At 65.0% G+C, this 22,068-nt stretch carries 25 protein-coding genes; 14 read left to right on the forward strand and 11 right to left on the reverse strand.

Going from position 1 to position 22,068, the window contains the following annotated elements:
• Positions 1 to 40 precede the first annotated feature (40 nt).
• The gene (cobF, locus tag ASG84_RS12210; RefSeq protein ID WP_057477305.1) at positions 41 to 805 is read right to left on the reverse strand and encodes a precorrin-6A synthase (deacetylating); all 765 of its coding nucleotides are present in this window, start codon (positions 803 to 805) and stop codon (positions 41 to 43) included.
• Positions 787 to 1,530 (reverse strand): precorrin-4 C(11)-methyltransferase, encoded by a 744-nt coding sequence (gene cobM / locus ASG84_RS12215; protein ID WP_057477306.1) that lies wholly within the window; start codon positions 1,528 to 1,530, stop codon positions 787 to 789. Before cobM ends, cobF begins: the two co-directional genes overlap by 19 nt.
• 280 nt (positions 1,531 to 1,810) lie before the next feature.
• Here cobM and ASG84_RS12220 point away from each other — a divergent pair, with 280 nt between their 5' ends.
• Positions 1,811 to 4,054, forward strand: coding sequence for a peptidoglycan recognition protein family protein (locus ASG84_RS12220; protein WP_057477307.1), 2,244 nt, complete (start codon positions 1,811 to 1,813; stop codon positions 4,052 to 4,054).
• Positions 4,055 to 4,131: 77 nt separating this feature from the next.
• Here ASG84_RS12220 and ASG84_RS12225 read toward each other — a convergent pair whose 3' ends face one another.
• Positions 4,132 to 4,968, reverse strand: a complete 837-nt coding sequence (locus ASG84_RS12225; RefSeq protein WP_057477308.1) for a Cof-type HAD-IIB family hydrolase — start codon at positions 4,966 to 4,968, stop codon at positions 4,132 to 4,134.
• Between the two features lie 75 nt (positions 4,969 to 5,043).
• Here ASG84_RS12225 and ASG84_RS12230 point away from each other — a divergent pair, with 75 nt between their 5' ends.
• Positions 5,044 to 6,075, forward strand: a complete 1,032-nt coding sequence (locus ASG84_RS12230) for an NADP-dependent oxidoreductase (RefSeq protein ID WP_057477309.1) — start codon at positions 5,044 to 5,046, stop codon at positions 6,073 to 6,075.
• Positions 6,076 to 6,130: 55 nt separating this feature from the next.
• Entirely contained in the window at positions 6,131 to 6,643 is a 513-nt protein-coding gene (gene msrA / locus ASG84_RS12235; RefSeq protein ID WP_057477421.1) for a peptide-methionine (S)-S-oxide reductase MsrA, read from the forward strand.
• Between the two features lie 61 nt (positions 6,644 to 6,704).
• Here the strand turns inward: msrA and ASG84_RS12240 are convergent, their stop codons facing one another.
• The gene (locus tag ASG84_RS12240; RefSeq protein ID WP_057477310.1) at positions 6,705 to 7,742 is read right to left on the reverse strand and encodes an NAD(P)-dependent alcohol dehydrogenase; all 1,038 of its coding nucleotides are present in this window, start codon (positions 7,740 to 7,742) and stop codon (positions 6,705 to 6,707) included.
• Between the two features lie 95 nt (positions 7,743 to 7,837).
• On the opposite strand from ASG84_RS12240, the gene ASG84_RS12245 reads away from it, so the two are divergent.
• The 6 genes from ASG84_RS12245 to ASG84_RS12270 all read left to right on the forward strand — a co-directional run bounded on the left by ASG84_RS12245 (position 7,838) and on the right by ASG84_RS12270 (position 12,573).
• A complete protein-coding gene (locus tag ASG84_RS12245; protein ID WP_057477311.1) occupies positions 7,838 to 8,413 on the forward strand; it encodes a TetR family transcriptional regulator in 576 nt (191 codons plus the stop codon).
• A gap of 59 nt (positions 8,414 to 8,472) precedes the next feature.
• Positions 8,473 to 9,771, forward strand: coding sequence for a YhgE/Pip domain-containing protein (locus ASG84_RS12250; RefSeq protein ID WP_442970928.1), 1,299 nt, complete (start codon positions 8,473 to 8,475; stop codon positions 9,769 to 9,771).
• A 19-nt stretch (positions 9,772 to 9,790) separates the two neighbouring features.
• Positions 9,791 to 10,534, forward strand: a complete 744-nt coding sequence (locus ASG84_RS12255; protein ID WP_057477313.1) for a CPBP family intramembrane glutamic endopeptidase — start codon at positions 9,791 to 9,793, stop codon at positions 10,532 to 10,534.
• The gene (locus tag ASG84_RS12260; RefSeq protein ID WP_057477423.1) at positions 10,531 to 11,148 is read left to right on the forward strand and encodes a DinB family protein; all 618 of its coding nucleotides are present in this window, start codon (positions 10,531 to 10,533) and stop codon (positions 11,146 to 11,148) included. The genes ASG84_RS12255 and ASG84_RS12260 overlap by 4 nt, the downstream gene beginning before the upstream one ends.
• Positions 11,149 to 11,220: 72 nt before the next feature.
• On the forward strand, positions 11,221 to 11,679 hold the full coding sequence (locus ASG84_RS12265) for a nitroreductase family deazaflavin-dependent oxidoreductase (protein WP_057477314.1): 459 nt from the start codon (positions 11,221 to 11,223) through the stop codon (positions 11,677 to 11,679).
• A 60-nt stretch (positions 11,680 to 11,739) separates the two neighbouring features.
• Positions 11,740 to 12,573, forward strand: coding sequence for an LLM class F420-dependent oxidoreductase (locus ASG84_RS12270; RefSeq protein WP_057477315.1), 834 nt, complete (start codon positions 11,740 to 11,742; stop codon positions 12,571 to 12,573).
• An 85-nt stretch (positions 12,574 to 12,658) separates the two neighbouring features.
• On the opposite strand, the gene ASG84_RS27415 is transcribed toward ASG84_RS12270, so the two are convergent.
• Positions 12,659 to 13,222: a hypothetical protein gene (locus ASG84_RS27415; RefSeq protein ID WP_156399490.1), complete on the reverse strand. Its 564-nt coding sequence runs from the start codon at positions 13,220 to 13,222 to the stop codon at positions 12,659 to 12,661.
• A 127-nt stretch (positions 13,223 to 13,349) separates the two neighbouring features.
• Between ASG84_RS27415 and ASG84_RS12280 the strand changes: the two genes are divergently transcribed.
• Entirely contained in the window at positions 13,350 to 14,033 is a 684-nt protein-coding gene (locus ASG84_RS12280) for a response regulator transcription factor (protein WP_057477317.1), read from the forward strand.
• Positions 14,034 to 14,059: 26 nt separating this feature from the next.
• Positions 14,060 to 15,445, forward strand: a complete 1,386-nt coding sequence (locus tag ASG84_RS12285; protein ID WP_057477318.1) for a sensor histidine kinase — start codon at positions 14,060 to 14,062, stop codon at positions 15,443 to 15,445.
• A 48-nt stretch (positions 15,446 to 15,493) separates the two neighbouring features.
• On the opposite strand, the gene ASG84_RS12290 is transcribed toward ASG84_RS12285, so the two are convergent.
• Both ASG84_RS12290 and ASG84_RS12295 read right to left on the reverse strand, forming a co-directional pair.
• On the reverse strand, positions 15,494 to 15,979 hold the full coding sequence (locus ASG84_RS12290; RefSeq protein WP_057477319.1) for a GNAT family N-acetyltransferase: 486 nt from the start codon (positions 15,977 to 15,979) through the stop codon (positions 15,494 to 15,496).
• Positions 15,980 to 15,988: 9 nt separating this feature from the next.
• The gene (locus ASG84_RS12295) at positions 15,989 to 16,729 is read right to left on the reverse strand and encodes a lysophospholipid acyltransferase family protein (RefSeq protein WP_057477320.1); all 741 of its coding nucleotides are present in this window, start codon (positions 16,727 to 16,729) and stop codon (positions 15,989 to 15,991) included.
• 119 nt (positions 16,730 to 16,848) lie between these two features.
• Between ASG84_RS12295 and ASG84_RS12300 the strand changes: the two genes are divergently transcribed.
• Positions 16,849 to 17,730 (forward strand): hypothetical protein, encoded by an 882-nt coding sequence (locus tag ASG84_RS12300; RefSeq protein WP_235581639.1) that lies wholly within the window; start codon positions 16,849 to 16,851, stop codon positions 17,728 to 17,730.
• A gap of 7 nt (positions 17,731 to 17,737) precedes the next feature.
• On the opposite strand, the gene serS is transcribed toward ASG84_RS12300, so the two are convergent.
• Both serS and ASG84_RS12310 read right to left on the reverse strand, forming a co-directional pair.
• Positions 17,738 to 18,991 carry a serine--tRNA ligase gene (gene serS / locus ASG84_RS12305; protein ID WP_057477322.1) on the reverse strand — a complete coding sequence of 418 codons (1,254 nt, stop codon included), beginning with the start codon at positions 18,989 to 18,991 and terminating at the stop codon, positions 17,738 to 17,740.
• 11 nt (positions 18,992 to 19,002) lie between these two features.
• On the reverse strand, positions 19,003 to 19,395 hold the full coding sequence (locus tag ASG84_RS12310) for an ankyrin repeat domain-containing protein (protein ID WP_057477323.1): 393 nt from the start codon (positions 19,393 to 19,395) through the stop codon (positions 19,003 to 19,005).
• A gap of 33 nt (positions 19,396 to 19,428) precedes the next feature.
• On the opposite strand from ASG84_RS12310, the gene ASG84_RS12315 reads away from it, so the two are divergent.
• The gene (locus tag ASG84_RS12315) at positions 19,429 to 20,511 is read left to right on the forward strand and encodes a septum formation family protein (RefSeq protein WP_057477426.1); all 1,083 of its coding nucleotides are present in this window, start codon (positions 19,429 to 19,431) and stop codon (positions 20,509 to 20,511) included.
• A 13-nt stretch (positions 20,512 to 20,524) separates the two neighbouring features.
• Positions 20,525 to 20,857, forward strand: a complete 333-nt coding sequence (locus tag ASG84_RS12320; protein ID WP_082073870.1) for a metallopeptidase family protein — start codon at positions 20,525 to 20,527, stop codon at positions 20,855 to 20,857.
• Positions 20,858 to 20,987: 130 nt separating this feature from the next.
• Here ASG84_RS12320 and ASG84_RS12325 read toward each other — a convergent pair whose 3' ends face one another.
• The gene (locus ASG84_RS12325) at positions 20,988 to 21,758 is read right to left on the reverse strand and encodes a CbtA family protein (RefSeq protein WP_057477324.1); all 771 of its coding nucleotides are present in this window, start codon (positions 21,756 to 21,758) and stop codon (positions 20,988 to 20,990) included.
• Entirely contained in the window at positions 21,749 to 21,943 is a 195-nt protein-coding gene (locus ASG84_RS12330) for a CbtB domain-containing protein (protein ID WP_032381168.1), read from the reverse strand. The genes ASG84_RS12325 and ASG84_RS12330 overlap by 10 nt, the downstream gene beginning before the upstream one ends.
• Between the last annotated feature and the right edge of the window lie 125 nt (positions 21,944 to 22,068).

A 22,068-nucleotide genomic window follows, 5' to 3' on the forward strand; every position in this document is an offset into this window, starting at 1 on the left:
ACCGCTCTACCCCACCAGGCGTCGGTCGGCCGGTCGGGTGTCAACTGGGCAGGCGACGGAGCAGGTAGGTATCCATCACCCAACCGTGCGCCGCTTTGACCTCGTCGCGGGCGCGGCGGATGTCGTCGAGCACGTCGTCGAGCGGACCCGCCACCAGCTTCTCGTCGACCGTGCCGAGGTTGGCACCCCAATGAATGCCCCACCCCGCGCCGGTCAGCGCACTGCAGGCCAGGTTGCCGTCGAGCATGACCACCAGGTTGTCCAGACCGGCAGCGACGTCGCCCGCCAAGTTCCTGCCGGTCGTGATGACGATCGGTCCGCCGATGCGATTGAGTACGAGCCTGTGGCTCGCCGCCAGCATCGACACACTGGAGATGCCCGGTGTGACATCGAACTCGATGTCGCCGCGCAGTGCAGCCAACCGCTCGACGACGCGGATGGTGCTGTCGTACAGCGCCGGGTCTCCCCAGACGAGGAACCCGATGACGGTGCCGTCGGCGAGACCGTCGAGCACATCGGCGTAGGCCTGGGCGCGGGCGTCGTGCCAGTCGAGGACAGCGGTCTCGTACTGCCGGGGCGAGCGGTCACGCGGGGGGTCGGGTACCTCGATCACCCGGTAGCTGCCACCGTGGTGGCGCTCGAGGATGTGTTGTCTGGCCGCGCCGAGATCGCCGACGGACGCGCCCTTGTCGGCCACGATGAACACGTCCACGGCCCGGAGCTTCTCCACGGCTTGAACGGTCACCTGATCCGGATGTCCACCGCCGATGCCGATCAGGTGGATCTTCACGATCGGTCCCGGCATGCGTCGTAGAGGTGCGATTCGGTGACGACGCGTCGAGCCAGGGCGGGTCCCACGAGAATCACTGCTGCTTGACGCAGCCCCGCGGACTCGACCTGATCGGCGATATTGGCCAAGGTGCCGCGCAGGATCAGCTCGTCCGGCTTGCTGGCATGGAAGACGACCACGGCGGGGCACTCCGGCCCGTAGAACTCGCTCAGTTCGTCGGCGATGAGTCGGGTGCGGGTGATCGCCAGGTGCAACGCCAGCGTGGCGCGGGTGGCGGCGAAGTTCTTCAGCGCCTCGGTATCGGGCATCGCCGTCGAGCGCGCCTGCGCACGGGTGAGCACCACCGACTGCGTCACCTCGGGGACCGTCAGCTCGACGCCCAGTGACGCGGCAGCAGCGGCGTAGGCAGGCACACCGGGGGTGACGTCCCAGGGCACGCCTGAGGCGTCGAGTCGGGCGGACTGCTCGGCCAGTGCGGAGTAGAGGGAGGGATCGCCCGAGCACAGGCGGGCCACGTCCTCGCCGCGCTCGTGGGCAGCGACGAGTTCGGCGGTGATGGCATCGAGGTCCAGCTTCGCGGTGTCGACCAGCCGGGTACCGGGTGGGCAGTGTTCGAGGATCGCGTCGTCGATGTAGGTACCGGCGTAGACGCAGACCGGGCTGGATCGTAGAAACTCGACGGCCCGCAGCGTGAGCAGGTCGGCAGCACCTGGTCCGGCTCCGATGAAGTGCACAGTCACAGCTGTAGAGCGTAGGTCGGCAGGAGTGGAGCCTGCGGAACGACCCAGGTGTGCAGGAGTGGAGCCTGCGGCATGACCCAGGTGTGCAGGAGTGGAGCCTGCGGAACGACCCGGGTGAAATGTCCGACGCGCCGCGCCGCCGCAACTTCCCGGGTGTGGCTAACTGTCAAGCTAAGGTTTAGCCTTGTGTCTGATGGGACTCATGTTGCTGATGTGATTGATGTTGTTCAGCAATGGAGATCCTACGACGCGTACCTACCAACAACCAGGGAGTACCGCCTTGCCGAACCGTCGAACGAAGCCGTCGATCGTTCTCGGTGCTGTCGCACTACTCGCCGTCGCGACCCCTTTTGCGGTCGCAGGCCTGACAGACAGCACGACCACCGGAGTTCGACCGGCCAACGAGACAACCCCGGTCACCGTGCCGACGAAGATCGTCGAGACCGCGCTGAGCGCAGCACCGGACATCGTGATTCCGCTGCAGGAGCTCACCGGCCTGCCGCTGCCCGATCTACGGCTCTCCGATCTGAAGTACCTGCCGTTGCCGGATTCCATCGTGATCCCGCCGATCCAGATCCCCGACATTCCGGGCCTGACCACGCCCGCGCCCGGTGGTGCCACCGCACAGGCACCGATTCCCAGGGTGGACGCATCGGCGCCGGTCAACCCTGAAGCTGCCGACCCCACCGGGCCTCCGCTCGGAGCGGCAGTGAAGGAAATTTCCCAGGACACTCCGTTCAGCATGGTGGCGTTGACCTCCGAGCAGCTGAACGGCGCGTCTGCACAGGTTCGCCGGCAGCTCGAAGACGGATCCTGGGGCCCGTGGCTGCAGACCGCGCCGGTGGACACCACGGCGAGCGACGCCGTTCCCGCTGCGGACAAGCAGGGCACCGAACCGATCTTCGTCGGACTGACGAAAGCCGTGCAGGTGCTGCTGACGCCGCTGACGAGCAGCGCCGCTCCCGAGAGCTTTGCGGGTGCGCCTGTTCCCGAGGTCCCGGTGGTCGAATTGCCGGCAGCCGACGCGCCGAGCGATGCTCCCGCGGAAGCCCCTGTCGCTGCGGAACAGCCCCTCGGCTACACCCCGGCATCGTCCAGCAAGCCACTGCGCCAGCAAGATCCGGCCCCGCTCGATCCAGCCGCACTCGATCCAGCCGCGATGGATCCGGCTGCGGCCGAGCCTGCACCGGCAGATCCGGCAGCGGATCCTAGCCAGGCGAATTCTGCCGAGCAGCTGGCTGCGGCGGTCGACGACATCAGCGCCGTGCTCATCACTCCCGGTACGTCCCCGGCCGACTCTGCACTCAGCGACCTCGCCACCCCGGTGGCCGGCGATTCGGGCCCCAACGTCATCACCCGCGCTCAGTGGGGTGCCGACGAGTCGATCCGTTGTGCCACACCGACAATCGACGACTTCATCGGCGGTGCCACCGTGCACCACACCGCGGGCAGCAACGACTACTCCAAGGCGGAATCCGCCGAGATCGTCCGCGCGATCTACGCGTACCACGCCCAGACCCTGGGCTGGTGCGACATCGGCTACAACGCACTCGTGGACAAGTACGGCCAGATCTTCGAGGGCCGCGCAGGCGGCTTGGACAAGCCGGTTCAGGGTGCGCACGCAGGTGGATTCAACGAGAACACCGTCGGCGTGGCCATGATGGGCGACTACTCCACCCAGGATCCGTCGCAGGAGACCGTCGACTCGGTCGGTAAGTTCCTCGGCTGGCGACTCGGCAAGGCCGGTCTCGATCCCAAGGGAACCACGACGATGACCTCCGAGGGAACGGATTTCACGTTCATCGGCAAGGGCAAAACCGTCGATCTGCCGGTGATCTTCGGGCACCGCGACGTCGGCAACACCGAATGCCCCGGTGACGCCGGGTACGCCCGCCTCGGCGAGATTCGCGACATCGCCGCAGCCAACCTCGGCGGAGGGGATGCCGCACCGGCGGCCCCCGATACGACCGACACCACTCCCGACACCGTGGTGACCGACCCGGCTCCGTCACGCCCGGGCACCGACGTCAGTTCCACTCTGGGCGAAAACATTCCGGCACTGGTCGCCGAGCTGCAGCGGCTCGCTGCGACCAGCCCCGTCGCGCAGAAATGGTTGGCCTCGGGCGGCGAGACCGGCTCACTCGGTGTGCCGGTGAGCGGCCTGGTGCAGGTGAGCGGCGGCCGTGAGAAGGCGCAGTTCCAGAACGGCGAGATCATCACCAACATGGCCGGTCAGGCCGTGGCCGTCATCGGCAAGATATTCCAGCAGTACCTGCAGCAGGGTGGCGTCGACGGCATCCTCGGTCTCCCGATCACCGACGAGTTCAAGGTGCCGGAGGGCTTCCGGACGGACTTCGAGAACGGTTCGCTGATCTTCAACGAACTCACCGGAATCGTCACCACCGTGATCAAGACGTACAACGACACCTACAACGCGGAAATGCAGAACCCCGTTGCGGCACCGGTGGAACCGGCACCCGGGCCGGAGCCTGCCCCCGCACCGGAGCCTGCACCCGCAGGCTGAGATCCAACAGCAAGAAGGGCCGAGTCACCGTGGTGACTCGGCCCTCCTCGTGTTCGAAGTGCTCCACGACCGAAGCGTCACCACCAGCGTTCGAGAACCTGCGCCACTCCGTCTTCCGCATTGGTGACGGTCTGTTCGTCGGCGGCCGCGACGGCAGCCGGGTGCGCGTTGCCCATCGCAACGCCGAGTCCGACCATCGACAGCATCGGCACATCGTTCGGCATGTCACCGAACGCGACGATGTCCGATACGTCGACCGACAGTGTCTCGGCCACCTTGGCCAATCCCGACGCTTTGGTGACCCCCGGGGCCGACAGCTCGATGAGCCCGTTGTCGGTGGAGAACGTCAGGTCGGCGCGTCCGGCGATCAGCGGCGAGAGGATGTCGGCCATGTGGCCACTGGTCGATGCCGAGAGCCGGATCAGCAGCTTCACCGCGGGGACATCGACGACGTCGTTCTCGGTCATTTCGACGTTGTCGGGGTTGAGCCACGCATGCTCGTAGCCGGGTGAACTGACGAACTGAGGCGTGGCCGAGTCGTGTGCGGTCTCCCCCACTCGCTCGGCGGCCAGACCGCAGCCGGGCAACGCGCGGTAGGCGACGTCGGCCAACCACTGCAGTGTCTCGACCGACAACGTCTCGGCGCTGAGCACGCGATCGGTGGCCGCGTCGTAGATCACCGCACCGTTGGCGCACACCGACATCGGTGCGTATCCCAACTGGTCGACGACCGGCTGAATCCACCGCGGTGGCCTGCCGGTGGACAGCACGAACGGGACGCCGTCGGCCACCACGGCCGAGACGGCACGCTTGGTGCGTTCGGTGACGCGTTCGTGCTGGTCGAGCAAGGTGCCGTCGACGTCGCTGGCAACAAGTCGGGGGGCGAGGCGGGTGGTGTTCGGCGCGTTGGTCATCGTGACGTCATTCTGCCCTAGTGTCGAAGTGCACTGTTTTCGACATGCATGTCTTCGATGTGGAAGGAACGGTAGATGACTTCTGTGAACCGTCAGATCCGATTGGCTCAGCGCCCGGTGGGACGTCCCGACGATTCGACGTGGGATCTCACCGAGGAGCCGATTCCCACCCCGGGCGACGGCGAGTTCGTCGTCACCGTCGACTACGTCTCTCTCGACCCGGCGATGCGCGGCTGGCTCAACGATGCACGGTCGTACGTGCCGCCCGTCGGCATCGGCGAGGTGATGCGCGCTCATGCCGTCGGCCGGGTTCTCGAATCTCGGAATCCTGATTATGTTGTGGGAGAGATTGTTTCGGGCTCCTTCGGCGTCACCGAGCATGCAGTGTCGGACGGCACGGGAGTGCAGAAGGTCGACGAATCCGTCGCACCGGCACCCACGTGGCTCGGAGCCCTCGGATTCCCCGGATTGACGGCGTACTTCGGCCTGATGGATGTCGGGAAGCTGACCGAGGGTGACACGGTCGTCATTTCGGGGGCCGCCGGTGCCGTCGGGAGCATCGCGGGTCAGATCGCGAAAGCCAAGGGAGCCACTGTGATCGGCATTGCCGGTGGACCCGAGAAGTGCGCCTGGCTCACCGAGGAGCTGGGCTTCGACGCGGCGATCGACTACAAGAACGAGTCGGTCTACCAGGGCCTGAAGGCAGCTGCGCCGAAGGGGATCGACGTGTACTTCGACAACGTCGGCGGTGAGATCCTGGACGCGGCCCTCTCACGTCTACGCAAGGGCGCGCGAGTAGTGCTGTGCGGGGCCATCTCCGGCTACAACGCCACCGATCCCCAGCCCGGTCCTGCGCACTATCTGTCCCTGTTGATCAATCGTGCGTCTATGACGGGCTTCATCATCTTCGACTACCTCGATCGGTACCAGGAAGGCATCGACGCCCTGTCCGAACTGCTCACCAGCGGCAGGATGACAGCGCGCGAGCAGATCGAGATCGGCGGCGTCGCCGCTTTCGGATCCACACTGAACCTGTTGTTCGATGGTGCCAACACCGGCAAACTGGTTCTCGAGGTCGGCGAGCGCCCCCACGACTCGGAATTATGACGGCCGCTCGTTCGTTGGACCCCATGTATCGATCGATAGAGCCCAAGGAGTGACGATGTCTGCAGCCACCGAAACCGCAATTCTCGCCGGAGGATGCTTCTGGGGAGCCGAGGAGCTCGTCCGCAAGCTTCCGGGAGTGGTCTCCACCCGCGTCGGATACACCGGCGGCGAGGTCCCCAACGCGACGTACCGCAACCACGGCAACCATGCCGAGGGCCTCGAGGTCGTCTACGACCCCACCAAGACGTCCTACCGCGATCTGCTGGAGTTCTTCTTCCAGATCCACGATCCGTCCACCAAGAACCGCCAGGGGAACGACATCGGTGCCAGCTACCGATCGGCGATCTTCTACCTGAACGACGAGCAGAAGCGCGTCGCCGAGGACACGATCGCCGACGTCGACGCGTCGGGACTGTGGCCGGGCAAGGTCGTCACCGAGGTGACCCCGGCCGGAGACTTCTGGGAGGCCGAGCCCGAGCACCAGGACTACCTGCAGAAGTACCCCGAGGGCTACACCTGCCACTGGGTTCGTCCGGACTGGAAGCTGCCGCGTCGCGCAACTGCTTGAGCGGCTCCGCCGCATGTGAGTGAGGAGCCTGCGGTCGTTCCGCAGGCTCCACTCACATAGGTCAGCCCGGCAAGTCCGACATGTCGAGTACGAATCTGTATCGAACATCGTTGGCCGCCAACCGGTCGAAGGCCACGTTGACCTGAGCGGACGGCATCGTCTCCACCTCGGCGACGATGCCGTGCTCGCCGCAGAAATCCAGTAGTTCCTGGGTGTAGCGGCGTCCACCACTGCCCGCCGACGCCAGACTTTTCCGGCCGATCAGCAGGTCCATGAAGTCGACGCTCGTGGAGCCGAGATAGCCCACGGTGCACAGGGTTCCGTCGAGCGCGAGGGTGTTCAGGTAGGGCGCGAGATCGTGCTCGACGGGCACACAATCGATGATCAGATCCAGCGCACCTCTCTGCTGAGCCATCTCGGCTTCCTCTGTGGACACGACGACGTGATGCGCTCCCAACGTCTTCGCATCAGCGGCTTTGGCTGCGCTGGTGGTGAATACGGTGACCTCGGCCCCGAGTGCGCGACCGAGCTTCACCGCCAGATGACCGAGTCCGCCGATTCCGGCAACACCCAACCGCACGCCCGGGCCGACCTTCCACCGGCGCAACGGTTCCCACACGGTGATACCTGCACACATCAGGGGTGCAACAGCGGCGGGATCCAGGTTTTCGGGGCGATGATAGACGAAGCGATCGCGTACCACGTATTCATCGGAATACGCACCGCGAGTGATCGTTCCATCGTGCCGGTCGCGTCCGCCGTAGGTCAGCGTCGGGAACTTTCGGCAAAAATTCTCCTGCCCGGCAGTGCACATGTCGCATGTGCCGCAGGAATCGACGATGTTTCCCACGGCCACCGCGTCGCCGACGGCGAATTCCGTGACACCGGATCCGACCTCGGTCACCTCACCGACGAACTCGTGCCCGGGCACCACAGGAAAGTCTCCCGGATTCCGCGTCGAGTGCAGATCGGTGTGGCACACCCCGCAGTACGTCACTCGCACGGCAACATCGTCGTCGCGCAGATCCCGTCGATCGAATGTCCACTGTTCGAGCGGCAAGGACTCGTCGACAGCCCGGTACCCAATAGTTGTTCGCACGTTCGCATCCCTTCAGAAAGTAACCAACTGGTTGGAAACAGTAGCGGTTCTAGAGACGCTTTTCAACCAACCAGTTGGAAATGTAGGGTTCTCGTATGGGAAATTCGACCGCCACCCGCGCACGGTTGCTGGCCGCAGCCACCGAGGAATTTGCGACGCACGGCATCGCCGGGGCACGGGTGGACCGAATCGCGGCGGCGGCCGCGTCGAACAAATCGTTGATCTACAGCTACTTCGGCAACAAGGACGCCCTGTTCGACGTCGCATTCGACACTCGAGTCGATGCCGACATCGCGAACATCGCGTTCACGCCCGAGGACCTGCCCGGCTACGCGATCAAGCTGTACGACATGTACCTCGGTGACCCCATGCTGGTGCGCCTGTTGACGTGGGCCCGGCTGGAACGGACACCGGTCGGGCCACTGTTCGACCGCAGGCCGGACCACGACGACGTGAAATTCGCCGCGATCGCCGACGCCCAACGCGGCGGCCTGCTGGTCGAGGACGTGGATGCCGCCGACATCTGGTCCATGCTCATCGCGCTGGCCGGAACGTGGGCTCAGGCGGCGATCATTCACACCGCCGACACCAGCGAACCCGTCGCCGATCACGACCGGCGGAGAGCGGCCCTTGCAGCCACCGTCCGGCGGGCGTTCTGCCGGCTCCACTGAATTCGTCACCGGGGTCGAACTACCGCGCAGATAGTGACGCAACTTGCGACACTGATTCGGTGATCTCCGACAGAACCCCTCGGTCGATGGCCGAGGTCCTTCGTTCACCGCGTTTCTGGCTCGCGCCGATCCTCGTCGTCTCGGCTCTGATGTCGTTTCTCGCGGCCCTGTATCTGGGCGGTGTTCTCGATCCGCGGGGCAACCTGCACGATCTGCCCATCGCGATCGTCAATCAGGACGAGGGCGACACGCTCGCGGGCGAGCAGCGCAACATCGGCAACGACATCGTCGACGGACTGATCCAGAATGTGGACTCCGAGAAGGTCGACTTTCGCGAGGTCGGGCCCGCTCAGGCCGACTCGCTGTTGTCCACGGCCGAGGTCTACGGCTCCATCGTGATCCCCAGTGATTTCACCAAGAGAATGGGAATCCTGGCCGAGGGCAGCATCATTCCCGGCGACATCGAGAAGCCGATCATCACCGTCTACACCAACCCACGCGCAGGCAGTTTCGGCATGTCGCTGGTCACAGGAGTGGCCACTCCGGCCTTCGAGTCCGTCAACCAGACTGTGGGACAACAGATCTCCGACCAAGTTCGTCAACAACTCGGCGACACTCCCCTGGCCGGCGCGAGCGCACTGACGTTGGCACAGCCGATCAATGTGATTGTTGCCCAATACGATCCACTGCCCGACGGTACCGGCGGGGGCCTGTCCGCGTTCTACTACGCGCTACTGCTCGTCTTGGCAGGATTCACCGGCGCCACCATTGTCAGCACCCTCGTCGACGGCCTGTTGGGATTCACCCCCACCGAAATCGGACCGAAGTACATCCACCGCGGCCCCACCCGGATCAGCCGCTTCCAGACTTTGCTCGTCAAGTGGCTCGTGATGTTCGTTCTGGCCATGCTGGTGTCCGGCCTCTATCTGCTGATCAGCCATCTGCTCGGCATGCCCATCACGCACGCGTGGACACTGTGGCTGTACGGCGCTTTCGCGATTACCGCCGTCGGCATTACCGCTGTGGCGGTGATGTCCGCGTTCGGCACAGCCGGATTACTGATCAACCTGATCGTCTTCATCATTCTGGCGCTGCCGTCGTCCGGTGGCACGATTCCGCTCGAGGCCAGCCCGCCGGTCTTCACCTGGCTGGCGCAGTTCGAGCCGATGCATCAGATTTTCCTCGGCACCCGATCGATCCTGTATTTCAACGCCTCGCCCGACGCCGGCCTGCTGCATTCGGCGGGTATGACGTTGCTCGGGCTGGTCATCGGCCTGGTGTTCGGACTGGTGTTCACCCTTCTCTACGACCGCAAGGGCTTCGACAGAAGCCTCGATTCACCAGGTGCTATCAGCTGACGTCGGTACAGTGGGTCCAATGCTTGCTGTTGATCCGGCCGGGAGCGTGGCACCCCGACGTGCCTTCCACGCTTACCTCGACGTCGCCACCGTCGTCCTTGTGCTCGTGGGCACCAATCTCATCGCGCACTTCACCACGGCGTGGGCCAGTATCGCGACGGTTCCCATCGCGGCGGTACTGCTGGTGGTTCTCTCGAATCGACGTGGCTTGGGCTGGGCAGAACTGGGTCTGTCACCGAAGCAGTGGAAGACGGGCTCGCTGTACGCGCTGGGTGCGGTCGGAATAGTCCTGACGGTCGTGGCCATCGGCGCGTTGCTCCCGATGACTCGGCCGTTCTTCATGGCCGATCGGTATGCGACCGTCTCGGCCGCGGTGATCGCGTCGATGATCGTGATTCCACTGCAAACCGTCATTCCGGAGGAGCTCGCCTTCCGCGGGGTTCTGCACGGAACGCTCGGGCGCATCTACGGAGCACGAGGTGTCTTCGCCGCGGGATCGCTGCTCTTCGGACTGTGGCACATCGCGTCCTCGCTCGGTCTGACCGCCGGCAATGTCGGCCTCAGTGGGTTCCTCGGGGGCGGGCTGTTCGGCCAAATCGTGGGGATTGCGCTCGCCGTCATTGCGACCGCAGCCGCAGGCGTCGTGTTCACGTGGCTGCGAAGTCGAAGCGGGAGTCTCATCGCACCCATCGCCCTGCACTGGTCGTTGAACGGACTCGGTGCATTGGCCGCCGCCCTCGTGTGGCATGCCTCGGTGAGCTGACGAGCGTGAAAGAGGACCTGCACGAGTATCTCCGCATCGCCCGCAAGAACATGCTGTGGAAACTCGACGGCCTCACCGAATACCAGAAGCGTCGGCCGATGACGCCGACCGGAACCAATCTCCTGGGTCTCGTGAAGCACTTGGCAATTACCGAATACGGCTATTTCGGAATCACTTTCGGTCGCGAGTTTCCCGCTCGTTTCGCCGAACTGGAGGCATCGGCCGTGGCCCGGCTGAATTCCGACATGTGGGCCACCGCTGAAGAATCGTCGGAATCGATTGTCGCCCTCTATCGGGAGGCCTGGGAACACTCCGACAAGACCATCGAGGCCAACGAACTGGACACAGTCGGACGCGTCCTGCACTGGCCGGTGGAGAAGCAAGAAGTGACGTTGCATCGCGTGCTGGTGCACATGTGCATCGAAACGAATCGACATGCCGGACACGCAGACATACTGCGCGAATTGATCGACAACTCCGTCGGACTGCGCCTCGGCAACGAGAACATGGCCGACGGCGACGCAGCCTGGTGGGATCAGTACCGATCCGAGCTGGAAACCGTTGCGCAAGAGGCTGACGACACCCATTCGGCGAAGCGACGTTCCGACGAGTAGGTGTAGCGCAGCAACCGTCGACGGCGCACGGTCGATGTTTCGTTGAGCGAGACGTATCGGGAATTTCCGGCCATGGCAATTGTTGGCGCCGACGTGCTTAATAACGAGACCGCCACCGAAACCGAGCTGAGCCCCAAATCCTGGGTCCGCGAGCTGACCGAACAGATTCTCGAGCAGGGCACTACAGAGGGGGCCGAGTACGAGGGCCGGCCCGTTGTGCTGTTCACGATCACCGGGGCGAAATCCGGCAAAAAACGGTACGTGCCGCTGATGCGTGTCGAGGCCGGCGGCAGTTACGCCATGGTCGGCTCCAACGGTGCCGGCACCGCGAACCCGTCGTGGTACTACAACATCAAGGCAAACCCCACCGTCACGGTGCAGGACGGGACAAAAATTGTCACCCTCCACGCCCGCGAGCTCGAGGGGGCCGAGCGTGAGAAGTGGTGGACGCTGGCCGTCGAGTCCTTCCCTCAGTACGCCGAATTCCAGTCCCAGACGGACCGTCAACTTCCCGTCTTCATTCTGGAGTGACCCTGCAGGACACCCCACTTCACGCCCGGTGCACGGGCATCACCCAACGTTAGGACAGCCTTGAAGATCGGGATCTCTACCTTTGTCACCGACGACGGAATCGACCCGGTGTCGCTGGCTCGCGCCATCGAGGAGCGTGGATTCGACTCGCTGGTAGTCGCCGAGCACACTCACATCCCAGCCAGTAGGGAGACGGCGTTTCCTACGGGCGAGGAGATGCCCGACTTCTACTATCGGACACTCGACCCATTCGTCACTCTGGCAGCGGCCGCAGCGGTCACATCCAAGATCGATCTGATCACCGGTATCGCCTTGCTCATTCAGCGCGACCCCATCACCACTGCAAAGGAATCCGCCAGTATCGACGTGATCTCGCGGGGTCGGTTCGGATTCGGTGTGGGGGCTGGTTGGCTCCTCGAGGAAATCCGCAACCACGGCACCGACCCGAAGACACGGGGAGCGCTGTTGGACGAACAAATCGAGGCAATCAAAGCCCTGTGGACGAACGAGCCGGCCGAGTATCACGGCAAGCACGTCGATATCGAACTCTCCTACCTGCGCCCCAAGCCGGTGCAGACACCACATCCCCCGATCTACATCGGCGGTGCCTCCGATGCCACGGTCAAGCGCATCATCCGGCACGACGCCGGGTGGATAGCCAACCCGCAGCCCGTCGATGTCATGTCCTCGCGCATCGATCAGATGCGCGAAGGACTCGGGCACGACGTTCCGTTGCTCCAGTTCGGCACCCCCGCGGACCCCGAATACTGGAAAGCCTGCGAAGAACTGGGAGTCGGACACCTCGCGCTCATGCTGCCGACCGCGCCGCACGACGAGTCGCTGAAAATCCTCGACGAGTACGCCGCAATGGCGTCCGCGTACCGCGGAAGATAATTCTTCGGCGCGCTCGTGAGTCGCGTCTGAGCAGCCAGACCAGCCCCCGCACCACTGCGGTGCGGGGGCTGGAAGAACATCTCGTTCAGGAACCGGACGGCGCTGCCGGCGGTGCCGGCGGCGCGGGAGGCGTAGCGCCATCACCTTCGGCAGGCGGAGCAGGCGGCGTCGCGCCGTCTCCCGGTGCACACACTGCACCACCGGGGCCACCTGCGCCCGGCCCACCCTTACCTGGACCACCATCGGCTGGGCCGCCCTTGCCCGGACCACCCGCAGGCGGAGCAGGCGGCGTTGCGCCGTCACCCGGTGCCGGTGGGGTCGGAACCGCGGGAACCGTCGATCCATCGCCGGAATCCGGTGCTGCAGGAGCCGCCGGCACCTCGGATGCATCCGTTCCCCCACCACCGTCGGTTCGCTGCCCGAGGTCAGACGACGACGCGACCGTGGACACGCCGGGCGAGACGTCGGGGCCGGTTGCTGCGAACACCGCGCCGGTCACCAGGGCTCCGACGGCCAGACCTGCAGCTGCGGTCGCGGCCAGCGGTACCCGTCCTCTCCAACGCTTGGGCTTGTTCTCCCGAGTCGCCGGGGCACTCGGGGTGGGCTCGGGGTTGGATGCGGCTGGGATCGGTTGAGTCTGATCGTTCACGTTCACTCCTTGTTGGGACTGTGTCGTTCGTTTCGGTCTGTCACCGACACTGCCGCCGCTAGCTGAAGACACCCTGAAGCTGGGCGCATCTTCAGGATCACTTCAGGTGGTGGGTGACAATCGAGGCATGACATACAGTTCCGCTCCCCGGGTGATGGTGGTGGAGGACTCGCTGCCGATCCGGGAAGCGCTGGTGGCAGCGTTCGAGGACACAGGTTTCACTGCCGCGTCCTTACCCGACGGCGACGACTTCGAGACGACGATGGCAGGCTTCCGGCCCGATGTGGTGATCCTCGACGTCATGCTGCCCGGTGCGCGCGACGGGTTCGATCTCATCGACGTCGTCCGCCAGAGCAGCGATGCGGGGATCATCATGGTCACCGCCAAGGACCAGTTGGCCGACCGTCTGCGCGGACTCGCCGACGGTGCCGACGACTATGTGGTCAAACCGTTTCAGCTCGACGAGGTGGTTGCCCGCGCGAAATCGGTGTTGCGTCGCCGCGGTCGGTCGTCCGACGCCGTCCAGGTAGGCGATCTACTGGTCGACGAGTCCGCCGGAGTGGTCACTCGGGCCGGTCAGGTTCTCGATCTGACGGCGACGGAACTCCGTTTGGCCACGTTCTTGGTCGCGCAGCGCGGACGCACCGTCTCCAAAACGTCCATCCTCGAATCGGTTTGGGGCTACGGCGCGTACGACGGCAACCTGGTGGAAGTGCACATCAGTGCGTTGCGTCGCAAGATGGAAGCCCATGGGCCACGGTTGATCCATACCGTCCGCGGCCTCGGTTATGCATTGCGGGCTCCGCAGTGAACCGGACGCCTACCCCCTCGCTTCGGATGCGGGTGGTCGCCACTGTCGTCGTGTTGTTCGCGGTGTTGCTGGTGATCGTCGGCTCTTCGGTGGATGTCGTTCTCGGCCAGCAGCTTCGGCGCGACTTGGAAGCACGGTTATCGGACAGGTCGACCCGCGCCGTCGAGCTCGTGGAGAGCGGCGTCAGCCCCGAGGATCTGGTGCAGGCTCTTCAGGGCGACGCCATCAGAGTTCGCGTGACCACTGCGGACGGCACTGTGTACGGCGCTCCCGGCAGCGGACCTTCCGAGCCGGTCATTCGGCCCGCTACCCCGGCTCCGCCTGGCGGCCAGACGAGGGCTCCCAACCCTCCCGGACCACCCGATCCTCCTGCACCCCCGTCGGATTCGTTGGAAATCACCGAACCTCTACCCGACGGTTCGACGCTGTCGCTCCTCGGCGATACCACCGCGATCGCCGACGTTCGACGTCAACTCCGGATCCTGATGCTGGGGGCGGGAGCCGTCACCCTGCTGCTGGCCGCCGCTGCATTGACGTTTGCCGTACGACGTGCACTCTCTCCACTGGACTCCATGACCTCGGTGGCCCGTCGAATCACCAATGGCGACAGGGGCAGACGGCTCCTCCCCACCAAACCCAACACCGACCTCGGCCGCACGGCATCGGCCGTGGACGAGATGCTCGACGCCCTCGAGGATGCCGAACGACGGGAGGCCTCGGCCGCACGCACAGCCAGGCTTGCCGAGGAGGACATGCGCCGCTTTCTGGCCGATGCCGCGCACGAGCTGCGCACTCCGGTCGCCGGAATCTCGGCGCTGGCGCAGTCGCTGCAGCGCGATGCCGAGCAACGCCCCGATCGGGTCTTACGGTGGAGCGAGTTGCTGGTCGGCGAATCCTCCAGAGCATCGCGTCTGGTATCGGACATGCTCGATTCCGTTCGTGCAGAGAACACCTCGGACCTCGAGCTGGTCGACGCGGACCTCGCCGATGTCACGCGTCGCACGGTCGAGCGCGCTGCCTTACTCGCGCCGCACATCCAGTTCGATATCGCTGCAGCGCAACCAGTTCCGGTTCGAGTGGACGTCGGACGCATCGAGCAGATCCTGTCGAACGTGCTCGACAACGCTGCTCGATTCACACCGTCCGGCGGCACGATTCGGATAACCGTCGGCGTGGATTCGCAGGCGATCGTCACCGTCGACGACGACGGGCCCGGGGTCGCCGAGGCGGACCGTGAGCGCATCTTCGAGCGGCTCGTCAGGCTGAACTCTGCACGCGATCGCTCGTCCGGGGGCGTCGGATTGGGACTATCGATCGCCCGGACACTGGCGCGCGCACATGGCGGCGAACTCACCTGCCTCGCAGGGCCTACCGGCGCGAGATTCCGCCTGACCCTTCCCCTCGAACCTTAAAACCCTGAATCCTGAAACCTTGAAACCCTGAAACCCTGAATACGCCTGCTACTCGACGATCAAATCCATCAGCAGGCTGTCGTGCCACCCGCTCGGGCCCTTCTCGTACTTGCGCATGATTCCCACCGGATCGAAACCGACTGCGCTGTAGCAGGCTATTGCTACCGCGTTGTCTGCGGCCGGGTCGATCACCAGGCGATGGTGACCCAGATCCACAGTCAAGTAGCGCACGAGTGTTCGCACGGCATCCTGTCCGACTCCGCGGCCGTGGACGGCCGGGTCGAGAAAGATGTCGATCGACGCGTGCCGGTACATCGGATCGGTCTCTTCGCCGTACTGAATCAAACCGACTGTTGCACTGTTCAATTCGACAATCAGACGGGTCTCGTCGGTGTTGTCGAACGGCCAGTTCTCGTCGGCGTCCCCGTCACCCCACCGGGCGTACACCTCGGGGGTGTGCAGGATTCGGCGTAGCTCCTGCACGTCCTCGGCGGCAACGGGTCGTAGCACGACCCGTTCACCGCGGAGGTTCATCGCACAGTTCTACTCGGCGCGCTTGGCCGCGCGTGCCGCGAGGTCCTGGGCGTCGAGCTTGTCGGCTTCCTCCAGAGTCGGGGCACTGCCGCCGAGTCGGGCCGGCACCCAGTAGGCACCCGGCTCGTGGTGGTAGCCCTCCTGCAGCTCGAGCAGCATCTTCTGCATCACCGCACGCAGCGTGTCGGTGAGCTCGTTCGGCGGTCCGACCGGCGCAATCGGCTCACCCACGGCAATGGAGATCGGAGTGTTGGTGCGGCCCAATCGCTTCGGGTAGCCCTTGGTCCACACGCGCTGCGCGCCCCAGATGACCGTCGGGATGATGGGGACGCCGGCTTCGATGGCCATGCGCGCTGCACCGGACTTGAATTCCTTGATCTCGAAGCTTCGACTGATGGTGGCCTCGGGATACACGCCCACCAGTTCCCCGTTGCGCAGACTGTCCACGGCCGCTTTGTACGACTGCGCCCCGGCACCGCGGTCGACGGGGATGTGCTTGAGCGCACGCATGATGGGGCCCGAGATCTTGTTGTCGAAGACTTCCTTCTTGGCCATGAATCGGATGTAGCGCTTCACTCGCCGCGGCGGCAGACCGGCATAGGTGAAGTCCATGTATCCGGTGTGGTTGACGGCGATGACCGCTCCACCGGTAGCAGGGATGTGTTCCTCGCCCTCGACCTCGAACTTCAGGCCCTCGAACGCGAACACCGCGCGAGCGATGCCGATGACTGATCGGTAGACGGGTTCCACAGTCGGTTAGCGTAGTCGGTGGACGGGGTCGGAGAAAGATCCGGCCGGAGTGCTGTCGGGTCGGAGTGCGGTCGGGTCGTGCGCAGTTCGGTAGAAGAGCTATGGGGGAGAGAAAACACGTGAAGAACAGAGCGGCTTCACCGCGGCGTAGCCGAGTCGGCCGAACCGCGCTGCCGCTGATCGCCACGGTCGCATTGGTCGGTGCCTGCGATTCCGCGGTCGGAATTCCAACCGATCAGGCCGCAGCCCCATCGAGCAGCACGGTCGAGTCCACAACGGCCGAGTCCCCTGCCGCCGGATCGACCACCCCGGAGTCCACGGTCAGCACCCCGCCTCCCATCCCGCCCGGACCGCCCGTCAGCGAAGCCCCCGGCAATCCTGACGCTGCCGCGGCATTGCGACCGTTCGTCAACGATCTCACCGGCGGCGGCATCGGGGTCGTCACGGCCAAATGCTGGACCGTCCCGCCCACCGACATCCCGACGATGTACTTCGACGTCGGAGCCATCCTCACTGCTGTGGCTGCTCCCGCCGTCGACGGTCAGTACGCAGTGACGTGGACCGGGCCCACCGCGACGGTCGCCATCAAGCGCAGCGAGATCGCGTCCGGCTACGCCTGCCCTGCCGTCTACCCCACCGGCACCGCCGCGGTGTTCGACGCGGCAGACGCGGCCTACACCGTCGATCGTTATCTGGGTCGCATCGCCGGCATTCCGGTCAACCCCAACGACGTGGAGGTCAGCTACCCACTGGTGTGCGAGAGCCGCGGCACGTGGGACCCGAACGGCACCGGGCTACCCACTGCCCCACCTCTGGCCCAGAACCCGGCGATTCTGCCGAGCATCACCTCGTTCGATCCCGACAGCGTGTTCGTCACGGCCCAGAACGGCATCTACACCCAGGTCAATGCGGACATCATCGACGCCTCGGGGGCGTACCAGAACCGCACGTTCGTCTTGACGGTCGGCGGCGAGGGCTACTGCATCGGCGACATCGCCTGAGCCATCCCTACTTCAGGACATCGGTCCCGACGAAAGGCACCAGAGCTTCCGGGACGCGGACGGTGCCGTCGGCTTGCTGGTGGTTCTCCAGGATCGCGACAATCCAACGGGTCGTGGCCAGGGTTCCGTTGAGTGTCGCGGCGGTCTGCGGCTTGCCGTTCTCGTCGCGATAGCGCACGCCGAGGCGTCGGGCCTGGAAGGTGGTGCAATTCGAGGTCGAGGTGAGCTCGCGGTATGCCTTCTGCGTGGGCACCCATGCTTCGCAGTCGAACTTGCGAGCGGCCGATGAGCCGAGGTCTCCGCCGGCAGTGTCGATGACGCGGTAGGGCAGCTCGACCGCGGCGAGCATCTCCTTCTCGTACTCCAGCAACTTCTGGTGCTCGGCGGCCGCGTCCTCGGGCTTGATGTACGAGAACATCTCGATCTTGTCGAACTGATGGACGCGGATGATGCCGCGCGTGTCCTTGCCGTAGCTGCCCGCTTCACGACGGAAGCACGACGACCAACCGGCGTAGCGCTTGGGGCCGTCGGCCAGGTCGATGATCTCGCCCGAGTGGTAGCCCGCGAGAGCAACTTCGGAGGTTCCGACGAGATACAGGTCGTCGGCTTCGAGGCGATAGATCTCGTCTGCGTGTGCTCCGAGGAAGCCGGTTCCCGACATGATCTCCGGCCGCACGAGAACCGGCGGGATCATCATGGTGAACCCGTTCTTGACGGCCTTCTGCGCGGCGAGCTGAAGCAGCCCCTGCTGCAGCAACGCGCCGTAACCGGTCATGAAGTAGAAGCGTGAGCCCGACACCTTGGCTCCGCGTTCCATGTCGATCAGGTTCAGCGACTCGCCGAGTTCCAGGTGATCCTTCGGTTCGAAGTCGAACTCGGGGACGTCGCCGACGGTCTCGAGCAGCACGAAGTCGTCCTCGCCCCCTGCGGGCGTGCCGTCCTGAACGATGTTGGAGATCGCTCGGTGTGCCGTGTCGAGAGCTGCGTCGGCCTCGGCTTCTGCTGCCTGCGCGGCCTTGACCTTCGCGGCCAGTTCCGATGCCCCGGCAAGCAGAGCAGGACGATCCTCGGCGGAGGCCTTACCAACCTTCTTGCCCAATGTCTTCTGCTCGGCGCGCAGCTGATCTCCGGCGAGCACGGCGGCCCGGCGGGATGCGTCGGCGTCGAGAAGGGCGTCGACGAGCGCGGGGTCCTCGCCTCGAGTGCGCTGCGAGGCGCGCACGGCGTCAGGGTTTTCGCGAAGGAATTTCAGGTCGATCACGAGAGGGAACCTTACTTGCCGAGCATCCCCAGGTAGTCCTCGCGTCCGAACATCGTGGCAGCATCGATGGCCGACGGGTGGCCTCCGTGTGGATCGGCTCCACCGTCGACGAGAACTCGCACCACGTCGTCCTCCCCTTTGAAGACCGCACCCGCGAGTGGCGTCTGCCCCTTGTCGTTGGGCTTGTTCACATCGGCACCGCGCTCGACCAGCACGCGCACCGCATCGGCATGCCCGTGATACGCGGCGAGCATGACCAACGTGTCCCCGGACTCGTTGTGCAGATTCACCGGAACGCCCGCGTCCACGTAGCTCGCCAGACCAGCCGCATCGCCGGTGCGTGCCATCGTGAACAGTCGGCCGGCCAGCTCGCTGAGGTCGTCGTCACCTGTCGGGTCGCTCATGAGGACCGAACATACTCGGGCATGATGGAGGGGATGTCCGAGAACGAAACAGTCCCCCCAGAGAGCCGAGATCGCCGAACTCTCTCCGCAACCACCGCCCGACGTGGGCTTGCCATGGTTGCGGTCGGCGCAGTGCTGGCCGCGGGTGCGACGGCGTTCCTGTCCGATGGATTCTCGGCACCCGAGAAGATCACCACCCATTCGGCGGCCAGTGGCCCGGTGACCGACGGACCGGTATCGGCATCCTCGTTCGGAGCAGCCGATCCGGGCACGTGCCTGCAATGGACGCCCACCGACGATCCGGAGACCGACCGCCAGGATCTCGCCGAAGTGTCGTGCGCCGATCCTCATCGCTTCGAGGTCGCTCGCGACATCGACATGAGCGTCTACCCCGGCGTCGAGTTCGGTCCCGGTTCGCAGTACCCCGGATCCATTCGGTTCAGCCAGTTGCGTGACGAACACTGCACGGCCGCCGTCAACGGGTATGTCGGTGCGAAGTTCGATCCCAACGGACTCTTCGGTGTCGGGCTGATGTTCCCCAGCCAGGCCGGCTGGGCCAAGGGCGAGCGGACCCTGCGCTGCGGGGTGCAGATGCCGTCGAACACCGGCGCGCTGCAGGAAATGACCGGTTCGATCCTCGATCAGGACCAGTCCAAGGTCTGGCCCACGGGCACGTGCATCGGCATCAATCAGAACGTGCCGGCCGATCCGGTGGACTGCTCGGCACCGCACGCCTTCGAGGTCGCCTCGGTCATCAACCTGACGCAGCAGTTCCCCGGCGGACACCCGTCGGAGGGAGATCAGGACGCGTACCTGGAAGGCACCTGCACCGACGCCGTCAACGGCTATCTCGGCTCGGACACCGCACTGCGCGACAAGACGCTGACCCTGTTCTGGGACACCATCGATGTCGCTAGCTGGCTCGCCGGTAGCCGTCAGGTGACGTGTTCGGTGGGCAAGGAACTCGATTCCGGCGGCTTCGCGACCATCGTCGGCAGTGCCAAGGGCGACATTCTGATCAACGGTGCAGCGCCTGTCCCGCCGCCATCGGCTCCCGACGGCCGCGCGCTCCCCACTCCGCTGCCCGGTGCTGCCCCGATCACCACCGGAGGCTGACATCCCCACCCACATGACTCGCGTCGACTTCGAGGAAGCCGTGTCCGACGCCCTCGACACCCTCCCGCGCGAGCTCACCGACTTCATGAACAACGTGGTCGTTCTCGTCGAGGAGGAACACCCCACCGAGGACATCCTCGGGTTGTACGAAGGCATCGCGCTCACCGAGCGTTACGAATACAGCGGACACCTGCCGGACGTCATCACGATCTACCGCAAGCCGATCCTCGAGATGGTCGACGACGAGAACGAGGCACGACGCGAAATCGCCATCACGGTGGCCCACGAAATCGGGCATCACTTCGGCATCGATGACGAGCGCCTGCATCAACTGGGATTCGGCTGAGCGCACTGGCTCACCCTGCCCGCACACCCAGTTGGGATGAATGTGGGTTTCAGTCACTCAGATGGCCTGAATGGCGCATTCATCCCAACCTGGGGGGCATCCCAATCTGGGGGGCGACGCGGACGCTGGGCTACGCCGCAACTGCCTCTCGGCGAACAGGTCGAACTGCGCGATCGGTGAGGAACGCGAAGCCCAATCCCAGGGCCAGCCACAGGGTTGCCTGCGTCGCCAGCGACGACAGCCGGAATTCCCACAGCAGGGTTGCCGGGAAGTCCGCGCCCACCTCGTTCACACCGGGCAACAGTGCGTAACCGATGCCGACGATCACCAGGAACGCCACGATCGGTGCGCCGGCGCGGACCGCTACCGACTGCTGCGATGCCACGACCTTCCCCACATAGATACCGACGCCGACGGCCAACAGACCGAGAATCACCGAGGCCAACCACAGCCACGTGCGCTGGGTGATGGTCTCCGGATCTCCGACGGCCGGCGGGTTGGCCGGGTACTTGAAGAACGGAACTGCTTCGATGGCCAACCACCCGCCGCCGGCAGCGACGAGCGCGAGGATCGAACCCGGGAGGGAGCTGAAGCGTCGGGCATAGTGCAGAACCGACGCAAAGATCGCACCGAGTGCCAGGCCTGCGAGTCCGGTGGCGAGGAACAGTCCGACGCGTTGCCCGTCCCGGCTGACGAGGGCGTCCTCGTCTCCATGCGAGTGAGCGGCGGTCGCGTCGGAGTCGGCGTGATGTGCCTCGCCGGCCGACTCCTCGATGGAGATGGCCGAGTCGATGTGCGGTTCACCGACGACGAAGGCAACTGCGCCGGCGAGCAGACCCGCGACGAGTCCGGCGAGTAGCCCACGCAGCAACAACTGAGTGAAGGTTCCGGTCAGTGGCATGGCAGACCCAGCAGGTGGCGGCCGTCGTGCATCAGTTCGTGCATGTACATGCCACTGCGGGAGATTGCGCCCTGATCGAATCCGACGAGATAGAGCACGACGAACGCGAGCAATATGGTTGCGGCGACGATGACGGCGAGGGCAGCCGACTCCGTCGTATTACTGGGGGAATGGGTGATTGCCATGGGTGTCCTCCTGGGATATGCGTCCCGTAGTCCCTTCCGAAGAGAAGGGACGGCCATGCGATGTACGAGTTTTCTGGCTCTCGAATTCGGACATATGCCCGACGTCGATCACAGTGGCGCAACCG

It is taken from the genome of Rhodococcus sp. Leaf278 (assembly GCF_001426085.1).
GTDB lineage: Bacteria > Actinomycetota > Actinomycetes > Mycobacteriales > Mycobacteriaceae > Rhodococcoides.